Source organism: Achromobacter sp. PD1, from assembly GCF_048541815.1.
Classification (GTDB): Bacteria; Pseudomonadota; Gammaproteobacteria; order Burkholderiales; family Burkholderiaceae_B; genus Achromobacter; species Achromobacter bronchisepticus_A.
The window spans coordinates 3,492,868-3,512,086 of sequence record NZ_CP183349.1; the positions used below are offsets into that span (position 1 = coordinate 3,492,868).

At 67.1% G+C, this 19,219-nt stretch carries 18 protein-coding genes; 8 read left to right on the forward strand and 10 right to left on the reverse strand.

Annotation, left to right across the window (positions count from 1 at the left end):
* The first annotated feature begins 157 nt into the window (after positions 1-157).
* Complete coding sequence (gene rpsT, locus ACM1PE_RS16510) at positions 158-421, forward strand: 30S ribosomal protein S20 (RefSeq protein WP_006396042.1); 264 nt, start codon at positions 158-160, stop codon at positions 419-421.
* 150 nt (positions 422-571) lie between these two features.
* Here rpsT and ACM1PE_RS16515 read toward each other — a convergent pair whose 3' ends face one another.
* On the reverse strand, positions 572-1,480 hold the full coding sequence (locus ACM1PE_RS16515; protein ID WP_419343804.1) for a LysR family transcriptional regulator: 909 nt from the start codon (positions 1,478-1,480) through the stop codon (positions 572-574).
* A gap of 171 nt (positions 1,481-1,651) precedes the next feature.
* Here ACM1PE_RS16515 and ACM1PE_RS16520 point away from each other — a divergent pair, with 171 nt between their 5' ends.
* Genes ACM1PE_RS16520 through ACM1PE_RS16530 form a run of 3 tightly spaced genes read left to right on the forward strand, consistent with a single transcriptional unit; the run spans position 1,652 to position 5,634 of the window.
* Positions 1,652-3,217, forward strand: coding sequence for a GMC family oxidoreductase (locus tag ACM1PE_RS16520; protein WP_419343805.1), 1,566 nt, complete (start codon positions 1,652-1,654; stop codon positions 3,215-3,217).
* A 2-nt stretch (positions 3,218-3,219) separates the two neighbouring features.
* Positions 3,220-4,692, forward strand: coding sequence for an aldehyde dehydrogenase family protein (locus ACM1PE_RS16525; protein WP_419343806.1), 1,473 nt, complete (start codon positions 3,220-3,222; stop codon positions 4,690-4,692).
* 42 nt (positions 4,693-4,734) lie between these two features.
* Positions 4,735-5,634 (forward strand): catalase, encoded by a 900-nt coding sequence (locus ACM1PE_RS16530; protein ID WP_419340522.1) that lies wholly within the window; start codon positions 4,735-4,737, stop codon positions 5,632-5,634.
* Here ACM1PE_RS16530 and ACM1PE_RS16535 read toward each other — a convergent pair.
* The gene (locus ACM1PE_RS16535; protein ID WP_419340523.1) at positions 5,592-6,545 is read right to left on the reverse strand and encodes a LysR family transcriptional regulator; all 954 of its coding nucleotides are present in this window, start codon (positions 6,543-6,545) and stop codon (positions 5,592-5,594) included. The genes ACM1PE_RS16530 and ACM1PE_RS16535 overlap by 43 nt on opposite strands.
* A 115-nt stretch (positions 6,546-6,660) precedes the next feature.
* On the opposite strand from ACM1PE_RS16535, the gene lysA reads away from it, so the two are divergent.
* The gene (gene lysA, locus ACM1PE_RS16540; RefSeq protein WP_419340524.1) at positions 6,661-7,896 is read left to right on the forward strand and encodes a diaminopimelate decarboxylase; all 1,236 of its coding nucleotides are present in this window, start codon (positions 6,661-6,663) and stop codon (positions 7,894-7,896) included.
* Between the two features lie 6 nt (positions 7,897-7,902).
* On the opposite strand, the gene garL is transcribed toward lysA, so the two are convergent.
* The 6 genes from garL to ACM1PE_RS16570 form a co-directional block, all read right to left on the reverse strand.
* The gene (gene garL, locus ACM1PE_RS16545; protein ID WP_041655817.1) at positions 7,903-8,670 is read right to left on the reverse strand and encodes a 2-dehydro-3-deoxyglucarate aldolase; all 768 of its coding nucleotides are present in this window, start codon (positions 8,668-8,670) and stop codon (positions 7,903-7,905) included.
* 73 nt (positions 8,671-8,743) lie between these two features.
* Positions 8,744-9,739: a Bug family tripartite tricarboxylate transporter substrate binding protein gene (locus tag ACM1PE_RS16550; protein ID WP_419340525.1), complete on the reverse strand. Its 996-nt coding sequence runs from the start codon at positions 9,737-9,739 to the stop codon at positions 8,744-8,746.
* Between the two features lie 47 nt (positions 9,740-9,786).
* Positions 9,787-11,532, reverse strand: a complete 1,746-nt coding sequence (gene araD / locus ACM1PE_RS16555; RefSeq protein WP_059379897.1) for an L-arabinonate dehydratase — start codon at positions 11,530-11,532, stop codon at positions 9,787-9,789.
* A 47-nt stretch (positions 11,533-11,579) separates the two neighbouring features.
* The gene (locus ACM1PE_RS16560; protein ID WP_118932817.1) at positions 11,580-12,686 is read right to left on the reverse strand and encodes an Ldh family oxidoreductase; all 1,107 of its coding nucleotides are present in this window, start codon (positions 12,684-12,686) and stop codon (positions 11,580-11,582) included.
* Between the two features lie 49 nt (positions 12,687-12,735).
* On the reverse strand, positions 12,736-13,509 hold the full coding sequence (locus ACM1PE_RS16565) for a FadR/GntR family transcriptional regulator (RefSeq protein ID WP_118932816.1): 774 nt from the start codon (positions 13,507-13,509) through the stop codon (positions 12,736-12,738).
* Positions 13,510-13,589: 80 nt separating this feature from the next.
* Positions 13,590-14,519 carry a dihydrodipicolinate synthase family protein gene (locus ACM1PE_RS16570; RefSeq protein ID WP_059379899.1) on the reverse strand — a complete coding sequence of 310 codons (930 nt, stop codon included), beginning with the start codon at positions 14,517-14,519 and terminating at the stop codon, positions 13,590-13,592.
* 224 nt (positions 14,520-14,743) lie between these two features.
* Between ACM1PE_RS16570 and ACM1PE_RS16575 the strand changes: the two genes are divergently transcribed.
* From ACM1PE_RS16575 to ACM1PE_RS16585, 3 genes are all read left to right on the forward strand, one after another.
* The gene (locus ACM1PE_RS16575; RefSeq protein WP_059379979.1) at positions 14,744-15,757 is read left to right on the forward strand and encodes a Bug family tripartite tricarboxylate transporter substrate binding protein; all 1,014 of its coding nucleotides are present in this window, start codon (positions 14,744-14,746) and stop codon (positions 15,755-15,757) included.
* A gap of 74 nt (positions 15,758-15,831) precedes the next feature.
* Positions 15,832-16,818, forward strand: coding sequence for a Bug family tripartite tricarboxylate transporter substrate binding protein (locus tag ACM1PE_RS16580; RefSeq protein WP_059379900.1), 987 nt, complete (start codon positions 15,832-15,834; stop codon positions 16,816-16,818).
* A 103-nt stretch (positions 16,819-16,921) separates the two neighbouring features.
* On the forward strand, positions 16,922-17,878 hold the full coding sequence (locus ACM1PE_RS16585) for a 2-hydroxyacid dehydrogenase (RefSeq protein WP_059379901.1): 957 nt from the start codon (positions 16,922-16,924) through the stop codon (positions 17,876-17,878).
* A 147-nt stretch (positions 17,879-18,025) separates the two neighbouring features.
* On the opposite strand, the gene ACM1PE_RS16590 is transcribed toward ACM1PE_RS16585, so the two are convergent.
* Entirely contained in the window at positions 18,026-18,265 is a 240-nt protein-coding gene (locus tag ACM1PE_RS16590; protein WP_054452411.1) for a hypothetical protein, read from the reverse strand.
* A gap of 162 nt (positions 18,266-18,427) precedes the next feature.
* Complete coding sequence (locus ACM1PE_RS16595; protein ID WP_419340526.1) at positions 18,428-19,207, reverse strand: sulfite exporter TauE/SafE family protein; 780 nt, start codon at positions 19,205-19,207, stop codon at positions 18,428-18,430.
* Positions 19,208-19,219: the final 12 nt, after the last annotated feature.

The following is a 19,219-nucleotide window of genomic DNA, read 5'->3' on the forward strand; positions in this document are numbered from 1 at the left end:
GACCATCCGCAAGGGCTTTCCAGCCCAGGGAATTCCTCCCGCAGCGCCCCCGCCCGGTTGACGGGCGCTCCATCGGCTGATCAAACATTAAAAGCTTGCATTCCCGTAGGGACTTGCTACAATGTTCGACTTTGCCGAATTCAACTTATATAGCAACATGGCCAATACCGCCCAAGCCCGCAAGCGCGCTCGCCAATCCGTTGAGCGCAACAAGCACAATTCCAGCCTGCGCTCGATGCTGCGCACCGCCATCAAGCGCGTTCGCCAATCCATCGCCGCTGGCGACAAGGCTGCGGCTGGCGAAGTGTTCCAGAAGGCCTCCAGCGTGATCGATCGCGTGGCTGACAAGAACATCATCCACAAGAACAAGGCCGCTCGCCACAAGAGCCGCCTGGCTGCCGCCATCAAGGCGCTGGCCTAAGCCATTCTGCCGCCCTGTTTTCAGGGCGTCACGAATACGGCAAATGAAAAAGGATGCCCTTGGGCATCCTTTTTTGCATTTCCGCCCACCGCAAAGCCTCTAGTTTCCTGCGCCCGCATCCATTCTTTGGACGCCCTACTCCCGACGCAGCTACAGCTGCGCCGCGATCCGCTCGGCGAAGAAATCGATGAATGCGCGCACCCGGGCAACCTCTGCCGAACGGGGCGGCCACAGCAGCGAAACGCTGCCCCGGTTTTCCGTGTAGTCCTCGAGCACCGGCCGCAGCCGGCCCGCCGCCACGTCTTCCTTTACCAGGTAACTGGGCACCTGCACGATCCCCAACCCGCCGATCGCCGCGGACGCCAGGGCCTCGCCATCATTCAATATGCTGGACGGCTTGAACACCCTGCCCGACGGCTCTCCCTTGAAGGCCCAGGTTTCCGTCCTGCCCGTAGTTGGAAACCGATAGTGGATGCAGCAATGCTCACTGAGATCCGCGGGCGTGCGCGGCGTGCCGCGCTGGGCCAGATAAGCGGGCGAAGCGCAAGTCGTGAACGCATGCGGGCCGATGTTGCGGGCCTGCAGTCTTGAATCCTCCAGCTCGCCCAAGCGCAATACGAGGTCGTATCCGTCCTCGATCACGTCGACGATCAGGTCGTCCAGGTTGATGTCCACCATCACCTCGGGAAAGCGCGCGTGGAAGTCGCTGAGCGCCGGCAACACGATCCTGCGGCCCATCACCGTGGGAACGCTAACCTTGAGCCGGCCCCGCGGCGCGTTCTGCACCAGCTGCAATTCCCGCTCCGCCTCCTGGAGATCCTTCAGGATCTTGCTGACATAGCGGTACAGAACCTCGCCTTCGCCCGTCGGCCCCAAAGAGCGGGTACTGCGATGCAACAACCGCACGCCCAGCTTCAGCTCCAGCCTTTCCACCGCCTTGCCCGCCGCTGAAGCGGACAAACCCAGCTTGCGCCCGGCCGCGGCAAAACTGCCGGACTCCACCGTGGCCGCGAAGGCCACCATTCCACTGAACGATTCGATCGAAAAGGTTCCGGACATATGTTCGCGACTCTAAAGACCGCCACCCGTCTTCTGCCGGCGGCGGTACCGATGAATGATGCACCCAAATGGATGGCGAGCTGAACGCTGGCTCCAGCTGATCCGATCAGCCGTCGATGCGCTTGAACCTCCGATCCTGACACAAGCTCGGAATTCTTATGGGAGACCACAATGAATACAGGACTACGCCACCCTTTGGGGTCGGAAAATTCAGACTTCGAGCATGCTGCCTTCGACATCATCGTGGTGGGAGGCGGCTCGGCCGGAGCCGTGCTGGCCAGCCGCCTGAGCGAAGATCCGACCCGCCGAGTGCTGCTGATCGAAGCCGGCCGCGCCTATCCGCCCCACGCTTACCCCGACGCCGTCCGCGCCCAGAACATCATCGGCGGCGATGCCAGGCACGACTGGGGATATGCATCCCTGCCAGGCTGGGGCGGAAAATCCTTCCCGGTTCCGCGGGGCAAGGTGCTGGGCGGCTCCTCGGCCGTGAATGCCGGCGTCTGGATGCGGGCGCCCGCAGCCGACTTCGAGCGCTGGACCCGGGCAGGACTGCCGCATTGGTCCATCGCCGACGCGCTGCCGTTCTTCCGCGGCAGCGAATGGACCGCCTCGGGCGCGGACCAATGCCACGGCCGCTCCGGCCCGGAACCGGTGCACCAGCTGCACGACGACGAGATCTCCGACATGCAGCATGCGTTCGTGGTGTCGGCCCAGATGGCGGGTCACCCCCGCGTCCAGGATTTCAATGGCGACTCGCCTTTCGGCGTCGGCCCCTACCCGATGAACAACCGCATGGGCCAACGGCTGAATACGGGCATGACCTACCTGTCGGACCTGGTGCGCGCCCGGCCCAACCTGACGATCTACAGCGAAACGCTGGCTGACCGCGTCGATATCGGCGATGGCCGGGCGCGGGGCGTGATCCTGGCCGATGGCGAGCGGATCGAAGCCGGCGAAGTCGTGCTCGCGGCCGGAACGTATGGATCGGCAGCCATCCTGCTTCGCTCCGGTATCGGGCCGGCGGCGGACCTCAAGGCCCTGGACATCCCCGTTGTCGCCGATCTGCCGGTCGGCCTGCGGCTGCAGGAGCATCCCTTCTACTACACCGTCTGGGCCGCGCATCCCGAACGGCTGGGGCTTCCCATCCCGCCGGTCGGCGCCATTCTGTGGACCCAGTCATCCGAAGCCGGCCCGGGCGACGGCGACCTGCACGTCAGCGCCGTGCACTACGGCGATCCCGCCGACTCGCCCACCGGCGCGATCTTCATGCTGGCCCTGGCGCTGACCCGTCCCAGCTCCACTGGCACCCTCAAGCTGCGGGACCGCGATCCCCGTACCGCGCCGCTCATCGACCTCAACATCCTCGGGACCGCGCGCGACCGGGAACTGATGGTCGAAGGCATCCAACTGATCCGCCGGATCGCGAGCCAGGGTCCGCTGTCCGAGATCATCGCCCAGGAACTCATACCCGGCCCGGCCGCTGCGGACGCCGCGGCGCTGGAAGCCGCCCTCCCTGCGGCGCTGGACATCTATCACCACCCGACCTCGACCGCCCCCATGGGCGGCGACAGCGATCCCGGCGCGGTAACGGACTATCAGGGGCGCGTGCGCGGCATCGCCGGCCTGCGGGTCGCGGACGCTTCCTGTTTCCCGGACATTCCCTCGGTCGCCACCAATCCCACCGTAGTCATGCTGGCCGAGCGCATCAGCAACTGGATCAAGAACACGGAGACCTGACCATGAACGATGCCGCAAACACCGCCTGGCCCCGCAAGGCCTACAACTGGATCGGAGGCGTCCAGCTCTCCGAAGGCGCCTTGAGGGAATCGATAGACCCTGCCACCTACAACATCATCGGCCACTACCCCGACAATGGCCTGCAAGCGGCAAGTTCGGCCGTCGCGGCCGCCGTGCGCGCCTTCCGCACGACGCCGTGGGCGCATGACCACGAACTGCGCGCCCGCGTCCTGGAGCAACTGGCGCGCGCCTTCGAGCGCAACCGCGACCGGCTGCTGGATATCCTCTCGCTCGAAAACGGCAAGATCAAGGGCGAAGCCGGCTTCGAACTCGACATGATTCCAAGCAAGCTGCGCTACGCGGCCGCCGCCGCCCTGCTCGAAAGCGGCCGGGCGCTGACGCCCAGGCCTGGCAGCATCTCCATGGTCCTGCGCCAACCCATGGGCGTGGCGGCCGTGATCGCGCCCTGGAATTCGCCGGCGGTGCTGACGATACGGTCGCTGGCGCCGGCCCTGGCGGCGGGATGCACGGCGGTCGTCAAGCTGCCCGGCCAAGTGGCGCAGACGGCCAGCGTCATGGCAGAAATCATGGCCGAAGCGGAGGACCTCCCGGACGGCGTGGTCAATCTGTTCTTCGAAAGCGGACCCGAAGGCTCCGCCTATCTCGTGGACTCGCCCGAGGTTCCCGTCATCAGCTTCACCGGCTCCACCCGCACCGGCCGCGCGATCAGCGGCGCCGGCGCCAGGCACTTGAAGCGCTTCGGCATGGAACTCGGCGGCAAGACTCCCATGATCCTGTTCGATGACGCGGACGTGGACGCGGCGTTGCCCGTGCTTGAAAAGGCATTGACTGTCTTCAGCGGCCAGTTCTGCATGACCGGCTCCCGCTTGCTGGTTCAGGACGGCATCTACGCCGCGGTCCGCGACGGACTCGCCGGCCGGCTGCGCCAGGTCAAGGTCGGCCCGGCTGCCGATCCGGACAGCGATATGGGTCCGCTGATCGACCGCGCCAGCGTCGAACGCGTCGACCATGCGGTCGTCCTCGCGATGGCAGCGGGCGCCACGGCGGTCGAACGCGGCGGGCCGGTGAACAGCGGCCCGCTGGCCAGCGGCGCCTTCTACCGCCCCACCCTGCTGGAAGTGACCGACAACAGCTTGGCCATCGTCCAGCAAGAAACCTTCGGCCCGGTGCTGACGATCCAGCGCTTTGCCAATGAGGCCGAAGCCATACGCCTGGCCAACGACAGCGAGTACGGCCTGGCCGCCAGCGTCTGGACCCGCGACGTAGAGCGGTCGCTGCGCGTCGCGCAAGCCATCGACGCGGGTTCGGTATGGATCAACGACTGGGCCAAGGTCTACGACGGCACCGAGGAAGGCGGCTTCAAACAGTCCGGACTGGGACGCCTGAACGGCGTGGCCGCGCTGGAAGACTTCATCGAGTACAAGCACATCGCACTCAAATCCGGCCTCGGGTAATGCCGACGAACCGGAACATCCATTAGAAAAAAGGAGGCAACCATGCCGGATTCCACCGCCGCAAAGCTGATCGACGCGCTCCATGCGGGCGCGGAGGTCCCGCCAGGCTGCCGCGTCAATCACGCGCGCGGACTGCTTGTTGAAGGCAGATTCCTTGGCGTGCCCCGGGCAGCGCAATTCTGCGCTTCGCCCATGTTCAACGACGCGGAGCAGCCGCTCCTCGTCCGGTTCTCAGACTCCGGCCCCGACCCGCGGATCCGCCAGGACAGTCCGCAAGCCGAACCGCGCGGCTTGGCCGTGCGTATCGGGCAGGATTCCCAGTTGGTGCTGGTCGGCCACTCGATCGAAGGCTTCCCCGCGCAAGACCCGCAGACGTTTCTTGCATTCATACAGGCCTTGAACACGCAGCACGCGGCCCCTAAATCGCTGCAAGCCCACCTGGCGGCCAATGCGCGGGCGCAACGCTTCGGCCAACTGCAGCAAGACACCCTGCCCACGGGCTACGCCTCCCGCAGCTATCACATGCTTCATTCCTACCGCCTGACCGCCGCGGATGGCGGGACGCGAACTGGCAGGCTGACGATCCGGGGCAGGAACGCCGATGGCGCTCACAAGGCCCTGAACGGTCGGAACTGCATGGACGAGGCCTTGCGCCATGCAATGGAGGCGGGCCCGGTGGCGCTGGAACTGGCGTTCACCCCGGCGCCGGAAGGAGGCGCGACGAACGACCCGTCCGCTGGCTGGCCCGAACACGGCGGCTCGATGCTCCTGGGATACCTGATGCTGGAACGCCTTGCGCCAGATCAGGACGCGCAACGCACCCTGGTGTTCGACCCATCCATCCTGCCTGCAGGCATCGAGTTCGTGGGCGACCCGCTGCTGAAGGCGCGCCTGCTGGCCTACCGGTTGGCGGCAGAGCGACGACTGCGCGGTATTTCCTGATCCAGGCCTGACGCCAGGCGGCTCCGGGCTGCCGCTGCCGCCTCGCCCAATGACGCCATCAGCCCGCCCACCAGCGGATTGCCTGGCCGATGCTCAGGAAACACCACGCTGACCCGGAACGGAAACGAGCGCGCCAAGGGACGGATATGCAGGCCCCGGCCGGCAAAGTCCAGCGCGGTCAACGGATTCACGATGGCCAGGCCCAAGCCCTGCCGCACGAAGGTGCACACGGACACGGCGGTCGTCGTCTCGACGATGGACCGCCGCAGCACGCCGGCTTCGGCAAAGGCCTCGTCGATCTGGATGCGGTAGGGGTCGCTGGAAGACAGGCTGACGAACGCCTGCCCTTCGAAATCCGCCAGTTCTATGCGCTGCCTGCCCAGGAGCGCATGAGCATCGGGCAGCACGCAGACCTCGTCCACTTCCAGCAACAGCTCCACGCGCGTGCCGGCCGGCGCCGCATCGTGTTCGGTCAGGCCCAGGTCGTAGCGCTGGGCGCTCAGCCATTCCTCCAGGAAGGGCGATTCCTGCGTTTCCAGCATCAGGCTCACCCCGGGATGGCGCTCGTGGAAGCGCCGGAATGCATCCGGCAGGATGGAATGGGAAAAGACCGGCAAAGCGATCACCGACAACTGCCCGCCCTGGTAGGCCCGCAGGCGGGCGGCAGCCGAGGCCACCCGCTCCAGGCCCGCGTAGGACTGACGGACCTCGTCGAACAGCGCCAGGCCCGGCATGGTGGGCCGCAGCCGCCCCGCCACGCGGTCGAACAGCGTGAAGCCTATGCCCTGCTCCAGGCGCGCCAGCTCGCGGCTGACGGTCGGCTGGGACGACCCCAGCAGTTCGGCCGCCTTGGTCACGCTGCCGGCGATCATGACCGCGCGGAAGACTTCGATTTGCCGGTGCGTCAGCATCGCCTACTCATATCAAAAATGAATCGATCAAGGAAATTTAAGCATTTTACTGGATGACCAAAGCCGGGCATCATGCCGCCTTGTTTTCACTTCCACCAACAAGGTTTCGCCCGCCATGGCCTTCGATCCGCGCCAACTCACCCAACTCGCCGCCGAGCACGGCACGCCGCTCTGGGTGTACGACGCCGCCGTCATCCGTGAACGCATCGCGCAACTGCGCCGCTTCGACACCATCCGCTATGCGCAGAAGGCCTGCTCCAACCTGCACATCCTGCGCCTGATGCGCGCCGAGGGCGCCGTGGTGGACGCCGTCTCGCTGGGCGAGATCGAGCGCAGCCTGGCCGCCGGCTTCCAGCCCCAGGGCGAGCCGGAAGGCATCGTCTTCACCGCGGACCTGATCGACCACGCCACGCTGGCCGCCGTGCTTAAGCACGGCATCACCGTCAACGCCGGTTCCCTGGACATGCTGGCCCGCGTCGGCCAGGCCTCGCCCAGCCATCGCGTCTGGCTGCGCATCAACCCGGGCTTCGGCCACGGCCATAGCAACAAGACCAACACCGGCGGCCCGCAGAGCAAGCACGGCATCTGGATCGGCGACGTGGCCGCAGCCATGGCCATCGTGCGCCGCCACGGCCTGAAGCTGGTCGGCATCCACATGCATATCGGCTCGGGCGTGGACTACGCCCACCTGTCCAGCGTGTGCGACGCCATGGTCGACGTGGTCGCCTCGCTGGACCACGACATCGAAGCCATTTCCGCCGGCGGCGGCCTGTCCATCCCGTACCGCGAAGGCGATGCCCGCATCGACTGCGACCACTACTTTGAACAATGGGACGCGGCGCGCCGCCGCATCGCCGAGCGCCTGGGCCATGAGATCCGCCTGGAAATCGAGCCGGGCCGCTTCCTGGTCGCCGAGGCCGGCGCGCTGGTGTCGGAGGTGCATTCGATCAACCGCCGTCCGGAGCGCGATTTCGTGCTGGTCGACGCCGGCTTCAACGACCTGATGCGTCCGGCCATGTACGGCAGCTATCACCAGATTTCGGTGCACGCGCCCGACGGCAGCCGGCCGCAAGGCGCGGCCGAGACCCGCATCGCCGTGGCCGGCCCGCTGTGCGAATCGGGCGACGTGTTCACCCAGGACGCCGGCGGCGTGGTGTCGGACCAGTTGCTGCCGCAGCCGCGCATCGGCGATTTCCTGGTGTTCCACGACGCGGGCGCCTATGGCTCGTCGATGTCCTCGAACTACAACAGCCGCCCGCTGGCGCCGGAAGTGCTGCTGGACAACGGCGCGGCGCGGCTGATCCGCCGCCGCCAGACGATAGGCGAGCTGCTGGCGCTGGAAGAGGCCTGAGCCTCGTCAGGTCGGGAACGCCTCGCGCAAAGCGAAGGTCGCCTGCTTGAACACGCCCAGATCGGTGCCCACCGCCACGAAGTGCATGCCCATGTCCAGGTAGCGCCGCGCATCCGCATGCACCGGCGCCAGGATGCCCACGGCCTTGCCCTGGGCCGACACCCGCTGGTACAGATGGCGGATGGCCTCCTGGACTTCCGGATGGCCGGGATTGCCGATATGGCCCAGCGCCGCGGCCAGGTCGGACGGTCCGATGAACACGCCGTCCACGCCCTCCACGGAGGCAATCTCGTCCACGGCATCGATGCCCGGGCGGCTTTCTATCTGCAGCAGTACGCAGATGTTGTCGTTGATGGTGTGCAGGTAGTCCGGCACCGTGCCATAGCGGTTGCTGCGCTGGGCGCCCGCCACGCCGCGCATGCCCTGCGGCGGATAGCGCGTGGCGGCCACGGCCCGGCGCGCGTCCTCTTCGGATTCGATGAACGGAATCAACAGGTTGTAGAAGCCGATATCCAGCAGCCGCTTGATCTCCACCGGGTCGTTCCACGACGGCCGGCCCACGGCAGCGCTGGCGCTGCCCTGCAGGGCCTGCAGCTGCTGCAGGAACATCGGCACCTCGTTGGGCGAGTGCTCGCCGTCCAGCAGCAGCCAGTCGAAATTGGCCAGCCCCACGAGCTCGGCCGTGATGTGGCTGGACATGCACATCCAGAATCCGATGAGCCGTTCGCGCGCCAGGATGCGTTGCCGGAAACGGTTGGGTAAGGGTGAGTTCATTGCCGTCTTCACTTCATCAAAAAAACAGGTCAGGCCGGGCCCGCAAGCCCGGCCGCGCATTCAATCCACGCATTCAATCCATTTTTGCGCCCGAGGCCTTGGCCGCCTTGCCCCACTTCGCGATCTCGTTATCCACGAACGCCGAGAACGACTTCGGGTCGTCGGCCACCACCACGAACCCCACGCTCTCCAGCTTCTGCCGGATCTCGGGCGAAGACAGCGCCTTCACCGTCGCCTGGTTCAGGCGCTGGATCACGGCGGGCGGCGTCTTCGCCGGCGCCGACAAGCCAAACCAGGACTCGGCCGAAAAACCCGGATAGCCCGATTCCGCCACCGTCGGCGTATCGGGATAGGCGGGATTGCGCTTGGCGCTGGCCACGGCCAATGCGCGCAGCTTGCCCGAAGTGACCTGCGGCAGCAGCGTGTCCTGGTTCAGGAACATGACCTGCACGCGGCCCCCGATCATGTCGGTGATGGCGGCAGCGCCGCCCTTGTAAGGCACGTGCACCAGATCGATCTTGGCGTCCTGCTTCAGCATCTCCATAGCCAGATGGCCCGACGAGCCGCTGCCCGAACTCGCATGCGTGTACTTGCCCGGGTTCTCGCGCGCCAGCTTGATGAACTCGGCGAAGGTCTTGCCCGGAAAGTCGTTGTTGGCGACCAGCACATTGGGCCCGGTCGCCAGCAGCGAGATGTGCGCGAAGTCGCTGTCGCGGTAAGGCATGTTCTGGTAGACCGCATAGCTGATGGCGTTGGAGCCCACGCCCGACAGCAGCAGGGTGTAGCCATCAGGCTCGGCCTTGGCCACCATGTCGGAGCCGATATTGCCATTGGCGCCGCCCTTGTTCTCCACCACCACGGTCTGGCCCAGTTCCTTGGACAGCTCGGCCGCCAGCAGGCGGCCCACCGAATCGGTGCTGCCGCCCGCCGGAAACGGCACCACCAGCTTGATTTGCTTGGCGGGCCAGTCCGCGCCCTGCGCCATCAGCATGCCTGGCAGCATGGCCAGCGCCCCCGCGGCCGCCAGGATGGCCAAGCGTGCGCGCGCCGCCGGTTTCTTCTGTTGCATGGTTGTCTCCTCTGTGGGTTTTTTAGTATGTGCGCCCGGTGTCCGGGTCAGTGGATTTCAGGCTCGCCCGCGGCCGGAGCGCGCGTTTCAGTCTGAAGAAAATCGAAATCGCAGCCCGTGTCGGCCTGGCCGATGTGCTTGAGGTACAGCACGCCGTAGCCGCGCTCGAAACGCGGCGGCGGCGCCTGCCAGGCGGCGCGGCGCGCGGCCAATTCCTCGTCGGACACCAGCAGCTCCAGGCGCCGCGCCGGCACGTCCAGCGTGATGCGATCGCCGTCCTGGACCAGCGCCAGCGGGCCGCCCACATAGGCTTCGGGCGCCACGTGCAGCACACAGGCGCCGTAACTGGTGCCGCTCATGCGCGCGTCCGAGATGCGCACCATGTCGCGCACGCCCTGCTTCAGGAGCTTCTGCGGAATCGGCAGCTGGCCCCATTCCGGCATCCCGGGCGCGCCCTGCGGCCCCGCGTTCTGCAGCACGATGACGCTGTCGGCGTCCACGTCCAGATCGGGGTCGTCGATGCGCGCGGCCATGTCGTTGTAGTCCTTGAAGACCACCGCGCGGCCCGTGTGCACCTGCAGATTCGCCTCCATCGCGGGCGGCTTGATCACCGCGCCGTCGGGCGCCAGGTTGCCGCGCAGCACCGCCAGCCCGTCGCGCTCGATCAGCGCCTGCGCGCGCGGCCGGATCACGTCTTCATTGAAGATGCGCGCGCCCGCGATGTTCTCGCCCAGCGTGCGGCCGTCGACGGTGCGCTGGGTCGTGTCCAGCAGGTCGCCCAGCTGCACCAGCATGGCGCGCAGGCCGCCCGCGTAATAGAAGTCTTCCATCAGGTACTTGCCGGCCGGCCGCAGATTGGCCAGTACCGGCGTGGTGCGCGCCAGGTGATCGAAGCGGTCCAGGTCCAGCCCGAAGCCGCTGCGGCGCGCCATGGCGATCAGGTGCACCACTGAATTGGTCGAGCCGGACAGCGCCAGCACCGTGCGCACGGCGTTGTCGAAAGACGCGGCGGTCAGCAGGTCCGACGGCTTCAGGTCTTCCCACACCATCTCCACGATGCGCTTGCCGGTCAGGCTGGCCATCTGCGCGTGGCGCGAGTCCGGCGCCGGGATCGACGAGGCGCCCGACAGGCACAGGCCCAGCGCCTCGACCGCGCCCGTCATGGTGGACGCGGTGCCCATGGTCATGCAGTGGCCGGGCGAGCGGGCGATGCCGTCCTCCACGCCTTGCCAGTCTTCTTCGGTGATGTTGCCGGCGCGCAGCTCGGCCCAGTACTTCCAGGTGTCCGAGCCCGAGCCCAGGGTGTTGCCGTTCCAGTTGCCGCGCAGCATGGGGCCGGCCGGCATGAAGATGGTGGGCAGGTCCATGGACACCGCGCCCATCAGCAGCGCGGGCGTGGTCTTGTCGCAGCCGCCCATCAACACGCAGCCGTCCGCGGGATAGGAGCGCAGCAGCTCTTCGGTCTCCATCGCCAGCAGGTTGCGGTAGAGCATGGTGGTCGGCTTCTGGAAGGGTTCCGACAGGCTCATGGCGGGCATTTCCACCGGGAAGCCGCCCGCCTGCCAGATGCCGCGCTTGACCTCTTCCACGCGCTGCTTGAAATGGCTGTGACAGGGGTTGATGTCGCTCCAGGTATTGATGATGGCGATCACCGGCTTGCCGGCGTAGTCCGAGCGGTGATAGCCCATCTGCGCGGTGCGCGAACGGTGGCCGAACGAGCGCAGGTCGCGCACGCCGTACCAGCGGTGGCTGCGCAGTTCTTCGGGTTTCTTGCGCTTGGTTGAATTGCTCATGTCTCTGTTCCTGTGCTCTTGGGCAAGGGTTTATAGGGAAAACGGGATCACGCCGCGTCCAGCAGATAGGGCGTGCCGGCGCGCTCGCAGATGGCGCGCAGGCGTTCGGCCAGCGCGACAGGGATGGGGATGCCCTCGCGCAGCCGGCGCGCGCGCTCGGCGGCCTCGGGCTCGCCCGCCACCAGCACCGGCTCGTCCGGATGGGCGGGCGGCGTATCGTGCATGGCGTCGATCATGTCGTCCATGTCGGACTCGAACGAGCCCGCCGCGCGAAAGGCGTCGGGGTTCAGGGCCAGGAAGAAATGGCCCACGTCGTCGGGGTCGCCGGGACGGCGGGTCGGGGCGCGGCGCGCGGCGAAGGCGCTGCCGCTGAGCGTGCCGCCCAGGATCTGCGCCATCATCGCCAGGCCGTAGCCCTTGTGGCTGCTCATGGCGGCAGTGCCGCCCAGCGGCGTCAGGCCGCCCTCGGGATGCTTGAAGATGAATTGCATGGCGGCCGCCGCATCGGTGACCGCGCCGCCCTGCCCGTCCACCGCCCAGCCCGGCGGCAGCGGCTGGTCGAGGAAGTCGTAGACCTTGACCTTGTTGGCGGCGACGGTGGTGGTCGCCATGTCCAGCAGAAAGGGTTCGTTGTAGGCCGCCGGCGCGCCGAAGGCGATAGGGTTGGTGCCCAGCATGGGCATGGCGCCGCGCGTGGGCACCATGATGACGCCGTTGGCGCTGCTGGTCACCAGTCCGACCACGCCGCGCTCGACCGCGATGCGCGCATAGACCCCGGCCGCGCCGAAGTGATGCGAATTGCAGACCGACACGGCGCCCACGCCGTGCTCCAAAGCCTTGTCCACCGCCAGGTTCATGGCCTGCGCCGCCACCGGATAGCCCAGGCCGCCCATGCCGTCGATCAGCGCGCTGGCGCCGCCGTCGCGCAGGATGCGCGGCCTGGCGTCCAGCCGCAGGGTGCCGGCGCGCAGCTTGTCCTCGTATGCCGGCAGCATGGAGATGCCGTGCGAATCGATGCCCAGCAGGTCGGTGCGCGCCATCAGGCCCGCAGTGACGTGCGCCAGGTCCTGCGCCATGCCCCAGGCCATCAGCACCTGCAGGATCTGCTCGCGGACCTGCTCCACCGGCGCTTGCACCGCGATATTCCCTTGCACTCTGGTCTCCTGTAGTTTTGATTCGATCGCAGCGGGCAGACGGAAGGGATCAATCGCGCTCGCGGTCCACCAGCCGGTGCCGCGCCTGGCCCAGATGGAACTGCATGGCGACGCGGGCGCGCTCGCTGTCCTGTTCGCGAATGGCGTCCAGGATCGCGGCATGCTCGTCCACCACGCGCTGCGCACGCTGGCGCGAGCCGGTGCGGGTCAGGTTCAAGGTGAGCCGCATGAAGCCGCTGATGGATTCGTGGATGCTTTCCAGCACGCCCAGATAGAAGTCGTTGCCGCTGGCTTCGGCGATGCTGGCATGGAAGGCCAGGTCGGCCTCGGCCGACACCTGGCCGCGTGCCAGGCTGTCGGCGAAGGCCGCGTGCGCGTCCGCGATCTTCCTGAGCTGCTCATCGGTGCGGCGCAGCGCCGCCAGGCGCGCGGCGTCGCCCTCCAGCGCCACCCGGACCTCCTGGGCGCGCAGGTAGGCGCTGACGTTCTGCACGTCGTTGAAGGTCTTCAGGCGCGGCGCGGGCGCATGGCTGACAAAGGTGCCCAGCCCCTGGTGCGCGGTGATCAGGCCGTCGGCGCGCAGGCGCAGCAGCGCTTCGCGCACCACCGGACGCGAGACGCCGAAGCGTTCGGAGATTTCGTTCTCGGATGGCAGCTTGTCGCCCACGTTCAGCCCGCCGGAGACGATCTGCTCGAAGATCTGGCCGTACAGCTGATCCGCCAGCCGCACCCGGTGCCCGCGTTCGAGCACCAGCGCGCCCGCGGCATCGTGTTCGGCGGGCGCCTGCGGCGCGGGCGCGGGTGTTGCTTTGGGTCGGGCCACGAAACCTCCTCGATGCTATGGCGCTGCCCGCGATGGCGGGACAGCGCTCATCGTACCGTCAATGCGCGGCGCCAGTGCGCTCACGCGGCGGCCGCCTCCCGGTCCCAGGCCGCCAGGGCGCGCGCCACCGGCGCCACGCGCTCGCGCTCGGCGGCGGAGATGCCGGTCAGCAGGGGCAGCATCGGCCCCATGTCCGCCACGCCCGACAGGGTCACGGCATCGTGCAGCACGCGGATTGGGCTGATGCTGTCGCGGCAGTCTTCCAGGCCCAGGTACTGCTGACGCACGGCCTCGGCTTCGTCATAGCGGCCGTCGCGCAGCAGATGCAACAGGCGCATAGAGCCGCGCGGCGCGACGCAGACCGAGCCGGAGGTGAAGCTCTTCAGGCCGAAATCGCGGTAGTGCACGATGGCCGGGCGTTCGCCGATGCCGCTGACGATCCAGCGCGCATCCACCGCCTGCAGCAGCGACGACAGATAGGCGTCCTGCGACGGATCGTCGCGCACGACGGCGTACTTGAACGCCACGATGCGGCCCTCTTCGATCAGGCGCGCGGCGCTTTCCGGCGCCAGGTAGCCGGACGACTTGATGTAGATCACCGCGGGCTTGCCCAGCGCGTCCGTGAAGCGGCGCACGCCTTCTGCCAGGCCCGCGTCCGTATAGGGAAAGGACATGGGCAGCAGCATGGCCGTGGGAAACGCGCGCGTACGCAGGATCGCCGCCTGGTCCATCATCTTGCCGTAGTCGGGCCCCACGGAAGGCAGGATCCACGTATCCGCGCCTGCCAGCCCGGCCAGCATATCGACGATGCGCGCGTATTCGCCCACGCCCACGTTGTAGAAGTTGGCGTTGCCGCCATACATCACGTTGCGCACGCCGCCCGCTTCCAGATGGCCGAGCAGGGCCTTGTTGGCCGCCTCGTTCAGGGAAAGATCGTCGTGGCGCGCCAGCGGCGGCACGGCGATGACCGAACGCTGCAAGTCCTGCGCGGTGACCGGGGAGGTTTTCATGGGCTGGGCTCCTGGCTGATCCTGCTATCGGGTGTGTGGGTTCGAAAAAGTATACTTGGTTGACAAGCACAAGCTCAATACATATATTTGTTTTACAAGTAGTCAGGCAGCAAAACGCAGGGCGCCGCGGGGCGCCATGCGGCTTCAAAGCCTCGGGCCATGCCAGGGGCGGAATACCCCCAGAAACGATGCGCGGCCACGCGCACACCGAGGAGACGAATTCCATGCATGCAGCCCCTGCGCGAGGCCGGTCCGCCTTGGCCGTTCTTTGCACCGCCGCCCTGGCGGCGGCCGCCTTCCTGTCGCCGGCCGCGCCGGCGCGGGCAGACTACCCCGAACGAGACGTCAAGATCATCGTGCCCTTCCCGGCCGGCGGCACCACCGACATCGCGGCCCGCATCGTCGCCGCCGAACTCGGCAAGACCTGGAACAAGGCCGTGGTGGTGGACAACAAGGCGGGCGCGGGCGGCAACGTCGGCACGGCCGAAGCCGCGCGGGCCGCGCCGGACGGCTACACGCTGCTGATGGGCACCGTCAGCACGCACGCGATCAACCAGTCGGTCTATGCCAAGCTGCCCTATGACCCGGTCAAGGACTTTGTGCCGGTGACGCTGGTGATCCCCGTGCCCAACATCCTGGAGCTCAACCCCGCGTTTGCCGACAAGCACGGCATCCGCACGGTGGCCGACCTGATCAAGTACCTGAAGGCCAACCCGGGCAGCGTCAACATGGCGTCCACCGGCAACGGCACTTCCACGCACCTGTCGGGAGAGCTGTTCCAGAACATGACGGGCACGCGCATGACCCACGTGCCCTACAAGGGCAGCAGCCCCGCGCTGACCGACGTGATGGCCGGTTCCGCCGACCTGATCTTCGACAACCTGCCGTCCTCCATGGGGTTCCTCAAGAGCGCCAAGCTGCGCCCGCTGGCCGTCACGACTGCCCAGCGCTCACCCGCCCTGCCCGACGTCCCCACCATGGCGGAGGCCGGCGTGCAAGGCTATGAGGCATCCAGCTGGTTCGGCCTGCTGGCGCCGGCCGGCACGCCGCAGGCTGTGGTCGACAAGATCCAGCGCGACGTGGCCGCCGCCCTCAAGCTGGAATCCGTGCGCGCGCAGTTGCAGGCGCAGGGCGCCACCCCATCCGGCAACACCCCGGCCCAGTTCAAACAGTTCATGGCGCAGGAATCCGTCAAGTGGGCGGAGGTCGTGAAGAAATCCGGCGCCAAGGTCGACTGACCTCAAGCCGATCCGGGCCCGTCCGCAACGCGTGGGCGGCGGGCTCTTCATCAGCACGCGAACCAGGAGACACCATGAACAAACTGATGAGCGCCGCGGCCGTCGCAGCCGCCGTCGCCGCAGGCGCCGTGCTGCCCGGGATGCCCGCGGCGCAGGCTGCCGGCTATCCCGACAAACCCGTGACGATGATCGTGCCCTTCGTGCCGGGCGGCTCCTCCGACATCACCGCGCGCTCGGTCACGCCGGGGCTGACGAAAATCCTGGGGCAGACCTTCGTGGTCGAAAACAAGCCGGGCGCCAACAGCGCCATCGGCGCGCAGGCGCTGGCCCGCTCCACGCCCGACGGCTACACCATGATGGTCGGCTCCATCGGCACCTTCGCCATCAACGAGGCGCTCTACAAGAACCTGTCGTACAACCCCAGCAAGGACTTCGAGTACCTGACGCAAGCCGTGCGCAATCCCAACGTGCTGGTGGCCGCGCCCGCGTTTCCGGCCAGCACCGTCGCCGAGCTGATCGAGTACGCGAAGAAAAATCCGGGCAAGGTGTCCTATGCCTCGTCGGGCACGGGTTCTTCGGACCATCTGTCCGCCGTGCTGTTCCGCCAGCGCACCCAGAGCACGGGCGTGGACGTGCCCTACCGCGGCGGCGGCGCGGCCATCGCCGACCTGATCGGCGGGCAGGTCAACGTATCGTTCCAGAACCTGGGCGCGGTCCAGACCCACATCAAGGCCGGCAAGCTCAAGGCGCTGGCCATCACCGGCGACGCGCGCGCCGCCGACCTGCCGGACGTCCCCACGCTGGCCGAAGCCGGCATCAAGGACATGGTGGTGTACTCCTGGCAAGGCTTTGCCGTGCCCAAGGGCACGCCCGCGCCCGTCGTCCAGCAACTGTCCAAGGCCTTGCAGACCGCGCTGCGCGATCCCCAGACCGAAAAGACCCTGCAGGGCCTGGGCTTCGAGGTCGTGGCCAACACGCCGCAGCAGTTCACGGCGTTCCAGCAGGCCGAGGTCAAGCGCTGGAAGGACGTCATCCAGAAAGCCAACATCCAGCTCGAGTAAGGCCGCGATCAGGACGCGGGATGCCCCTGGCGGGCATCCTGTCAGCCTGCATCAAGGCCGGATCAAGTAGCATCAACGTTTTGCCACCCACCTGTACGACAACATGACCACCAAGCATCGCATCATCCAGGTCGGCTCGCTGGCCGGTTCCCCCTACGCCAACAAGACGCTCGCCGACCGCTACGACGTCGTCGAACTATGGAAGTACCCGGACCGCAAGGCGGCGCTGGCCGAGCATGGCAAGGGCGTCACCGCCGTCGTCACCTCCGCCACCTATGGCGCCAACGCCGAACTCATCAACGCCCTGCCCGACCTGAAGGCCATCTGCAGCTGGGGCGTGGGCTACGAGACCATCGACGTGCAGGCCGCCAAGCAGCGCGGCGTGCAGGTCAGCAACACGCCTGACGTGCTGACCGATTGCGTCGCCGATCTGGCATGGGGCCTATTGATCGCCGGCGCGCGCCACATGGGCCAGGGCGAACGCTTCGTGCGCGCAGGCCAGTGGGGCCAGGTGCACGGCGGCATTCCGCTGGGCCAGCGCGTCAGCGGCAAGAAGCTGGGCATCGTCGGCCTGGGCCGCATCGGCGAAGCCATCGCCCGCCGCGGCATGGGCTTCGACATGGATGTGCGCTATCACAACCGCCGCAAGCGCGATGACGTGGAATACGGCTACGAGGCCTCGCTCACCGACCTGGCCAAGTGGGCGGACTTCCTCATCGTGGCCACCGTCGGCGGACCCAGCACGCGCCATCTGGTCAACCGCGAAGTGCTGGAAGCGCTGGGCCCCACGGGCATCATCGTCAACATCGCGCGCGGCCCCGTCATCGACGAGACCGCGCTGGTCGCCGCGCTGGAAGCCGGCAAGCTGGGCTGCGCCGCGCTCGACGTGTTCGAACACGAGCCCAAGGTACCCGAAGCGCTGCTCAAGACCGATCGCGCGGTGCTGCTGCCGCACATCGGCAGCGCCACGCTGGAAACCCGCTTGGCCATGGAGAACCTGATGCTGGAAAACCTGCAGGCGTTCTTCGAGACCGGCCGCGTAATCACCCCGGCGGAATAAGCCCGCTCTGCGCTGCGGCCCTGGCCGCGGCGCGCCCATGAAAAAGCCTCTCGGCGCCCATACCGAGAGGCTTTCGACTTTCCGGCCCCCGCGGGAATCGGAAGTCGTTTGCGCAAAGGAACTACCAGGCCGCAAGGCCCTCAGTGCTTACTTCGCTGGTGCCGCAGCGCCGGAATGATCCGTCTTCGCGGCCCCGCCCGATTTGGCCGCCGCCGGCTTGGCGGAGGTCTTGTCGGATTTGTGATGCTTGTGCTGCGCCTGGGTCTTGGTTTCACCCGTCTTGGACGTGGCATCGGCGCCCGCCGCAAACGCCGAAGGCGCGGCAGCAAGACCGAGGCACAAGGCCGAGGTGGATAGGAACGCAGCAATACGGGAGTGAGTCGTCATTTCATGAACTCCTGAATGTAAAAGGACCGAGGTCCTTTATTCGACACGGGGCGGCAACATCGCCGCTTTACCCGTTCCCGTTTGAACCGGGCCCATCCAGAAGGTTCAGCGCGGAACCAGAAAATTTCGGTCGCTAACGCTTCGAAATATTGTGCGGGCGGTTCAGCTCTCGAATGCCAGCAAGGCCACGGTGGCGAACAGCATCAATGCGAAGCAGGCTCTCAGCTTGCGTTCAGGCAGACGGTACGCGAGCTTCACGCCCACCGGCACGAACAGCAGGCTGCCTATCGCCAGCGGCGCGCCAACCAGCCAATCGGCCTGTCCCGCCCAGGAGTAGGTGATCAACGCGATGAAAGAGCCCGGAATCACCATGCTCAGCGCCAGCGCCTGCGCGGTGGTCTGCGGCAACCTGAACACGGACGTGATGATGGGCACGGCCAGCACCGCGCCGCCCACGCCGAAGAAGCCGCCCAGCGTGCCGCACAGGATGCCCAGCACGCTGGCGCGGCGCGGCGTGAAGACGGGCGGCGCACCCTTGGCCGTCGGCTTGCGCGCCGCAGCGGGACGCGATGCGCGCCAGGTCTGCCACACGTAGAACAGCGCAATGAAGAAAAGGAAAACGGCGAAGCTGCGGCGCAGGATGCCGGAATCTATGCCTAGCGCCAGCTGCGCACCGACCCAGGTGAACACCACGGCCCCGGCCGCGCCCGCCAGCGCCACGCGCTTGTCGATGCGGGTCTGCTGGTTGTACTTGCGCACCGCCATCATGATGGTGGGCAGGACCATGATGAGCGCCGTGCCCTGCGCCAACTGCTGCGACATGCCCATCAACAGCACCAGCGCGGGAATCGCGATCAGGCCGCCCCCGATGCCCAGCACGCCGCCCATGAAACCGATCAGGCCGCCCGCGGCCAGGCACGCGGCGATAACTAACAGACTCACTTCTTGCTCCAG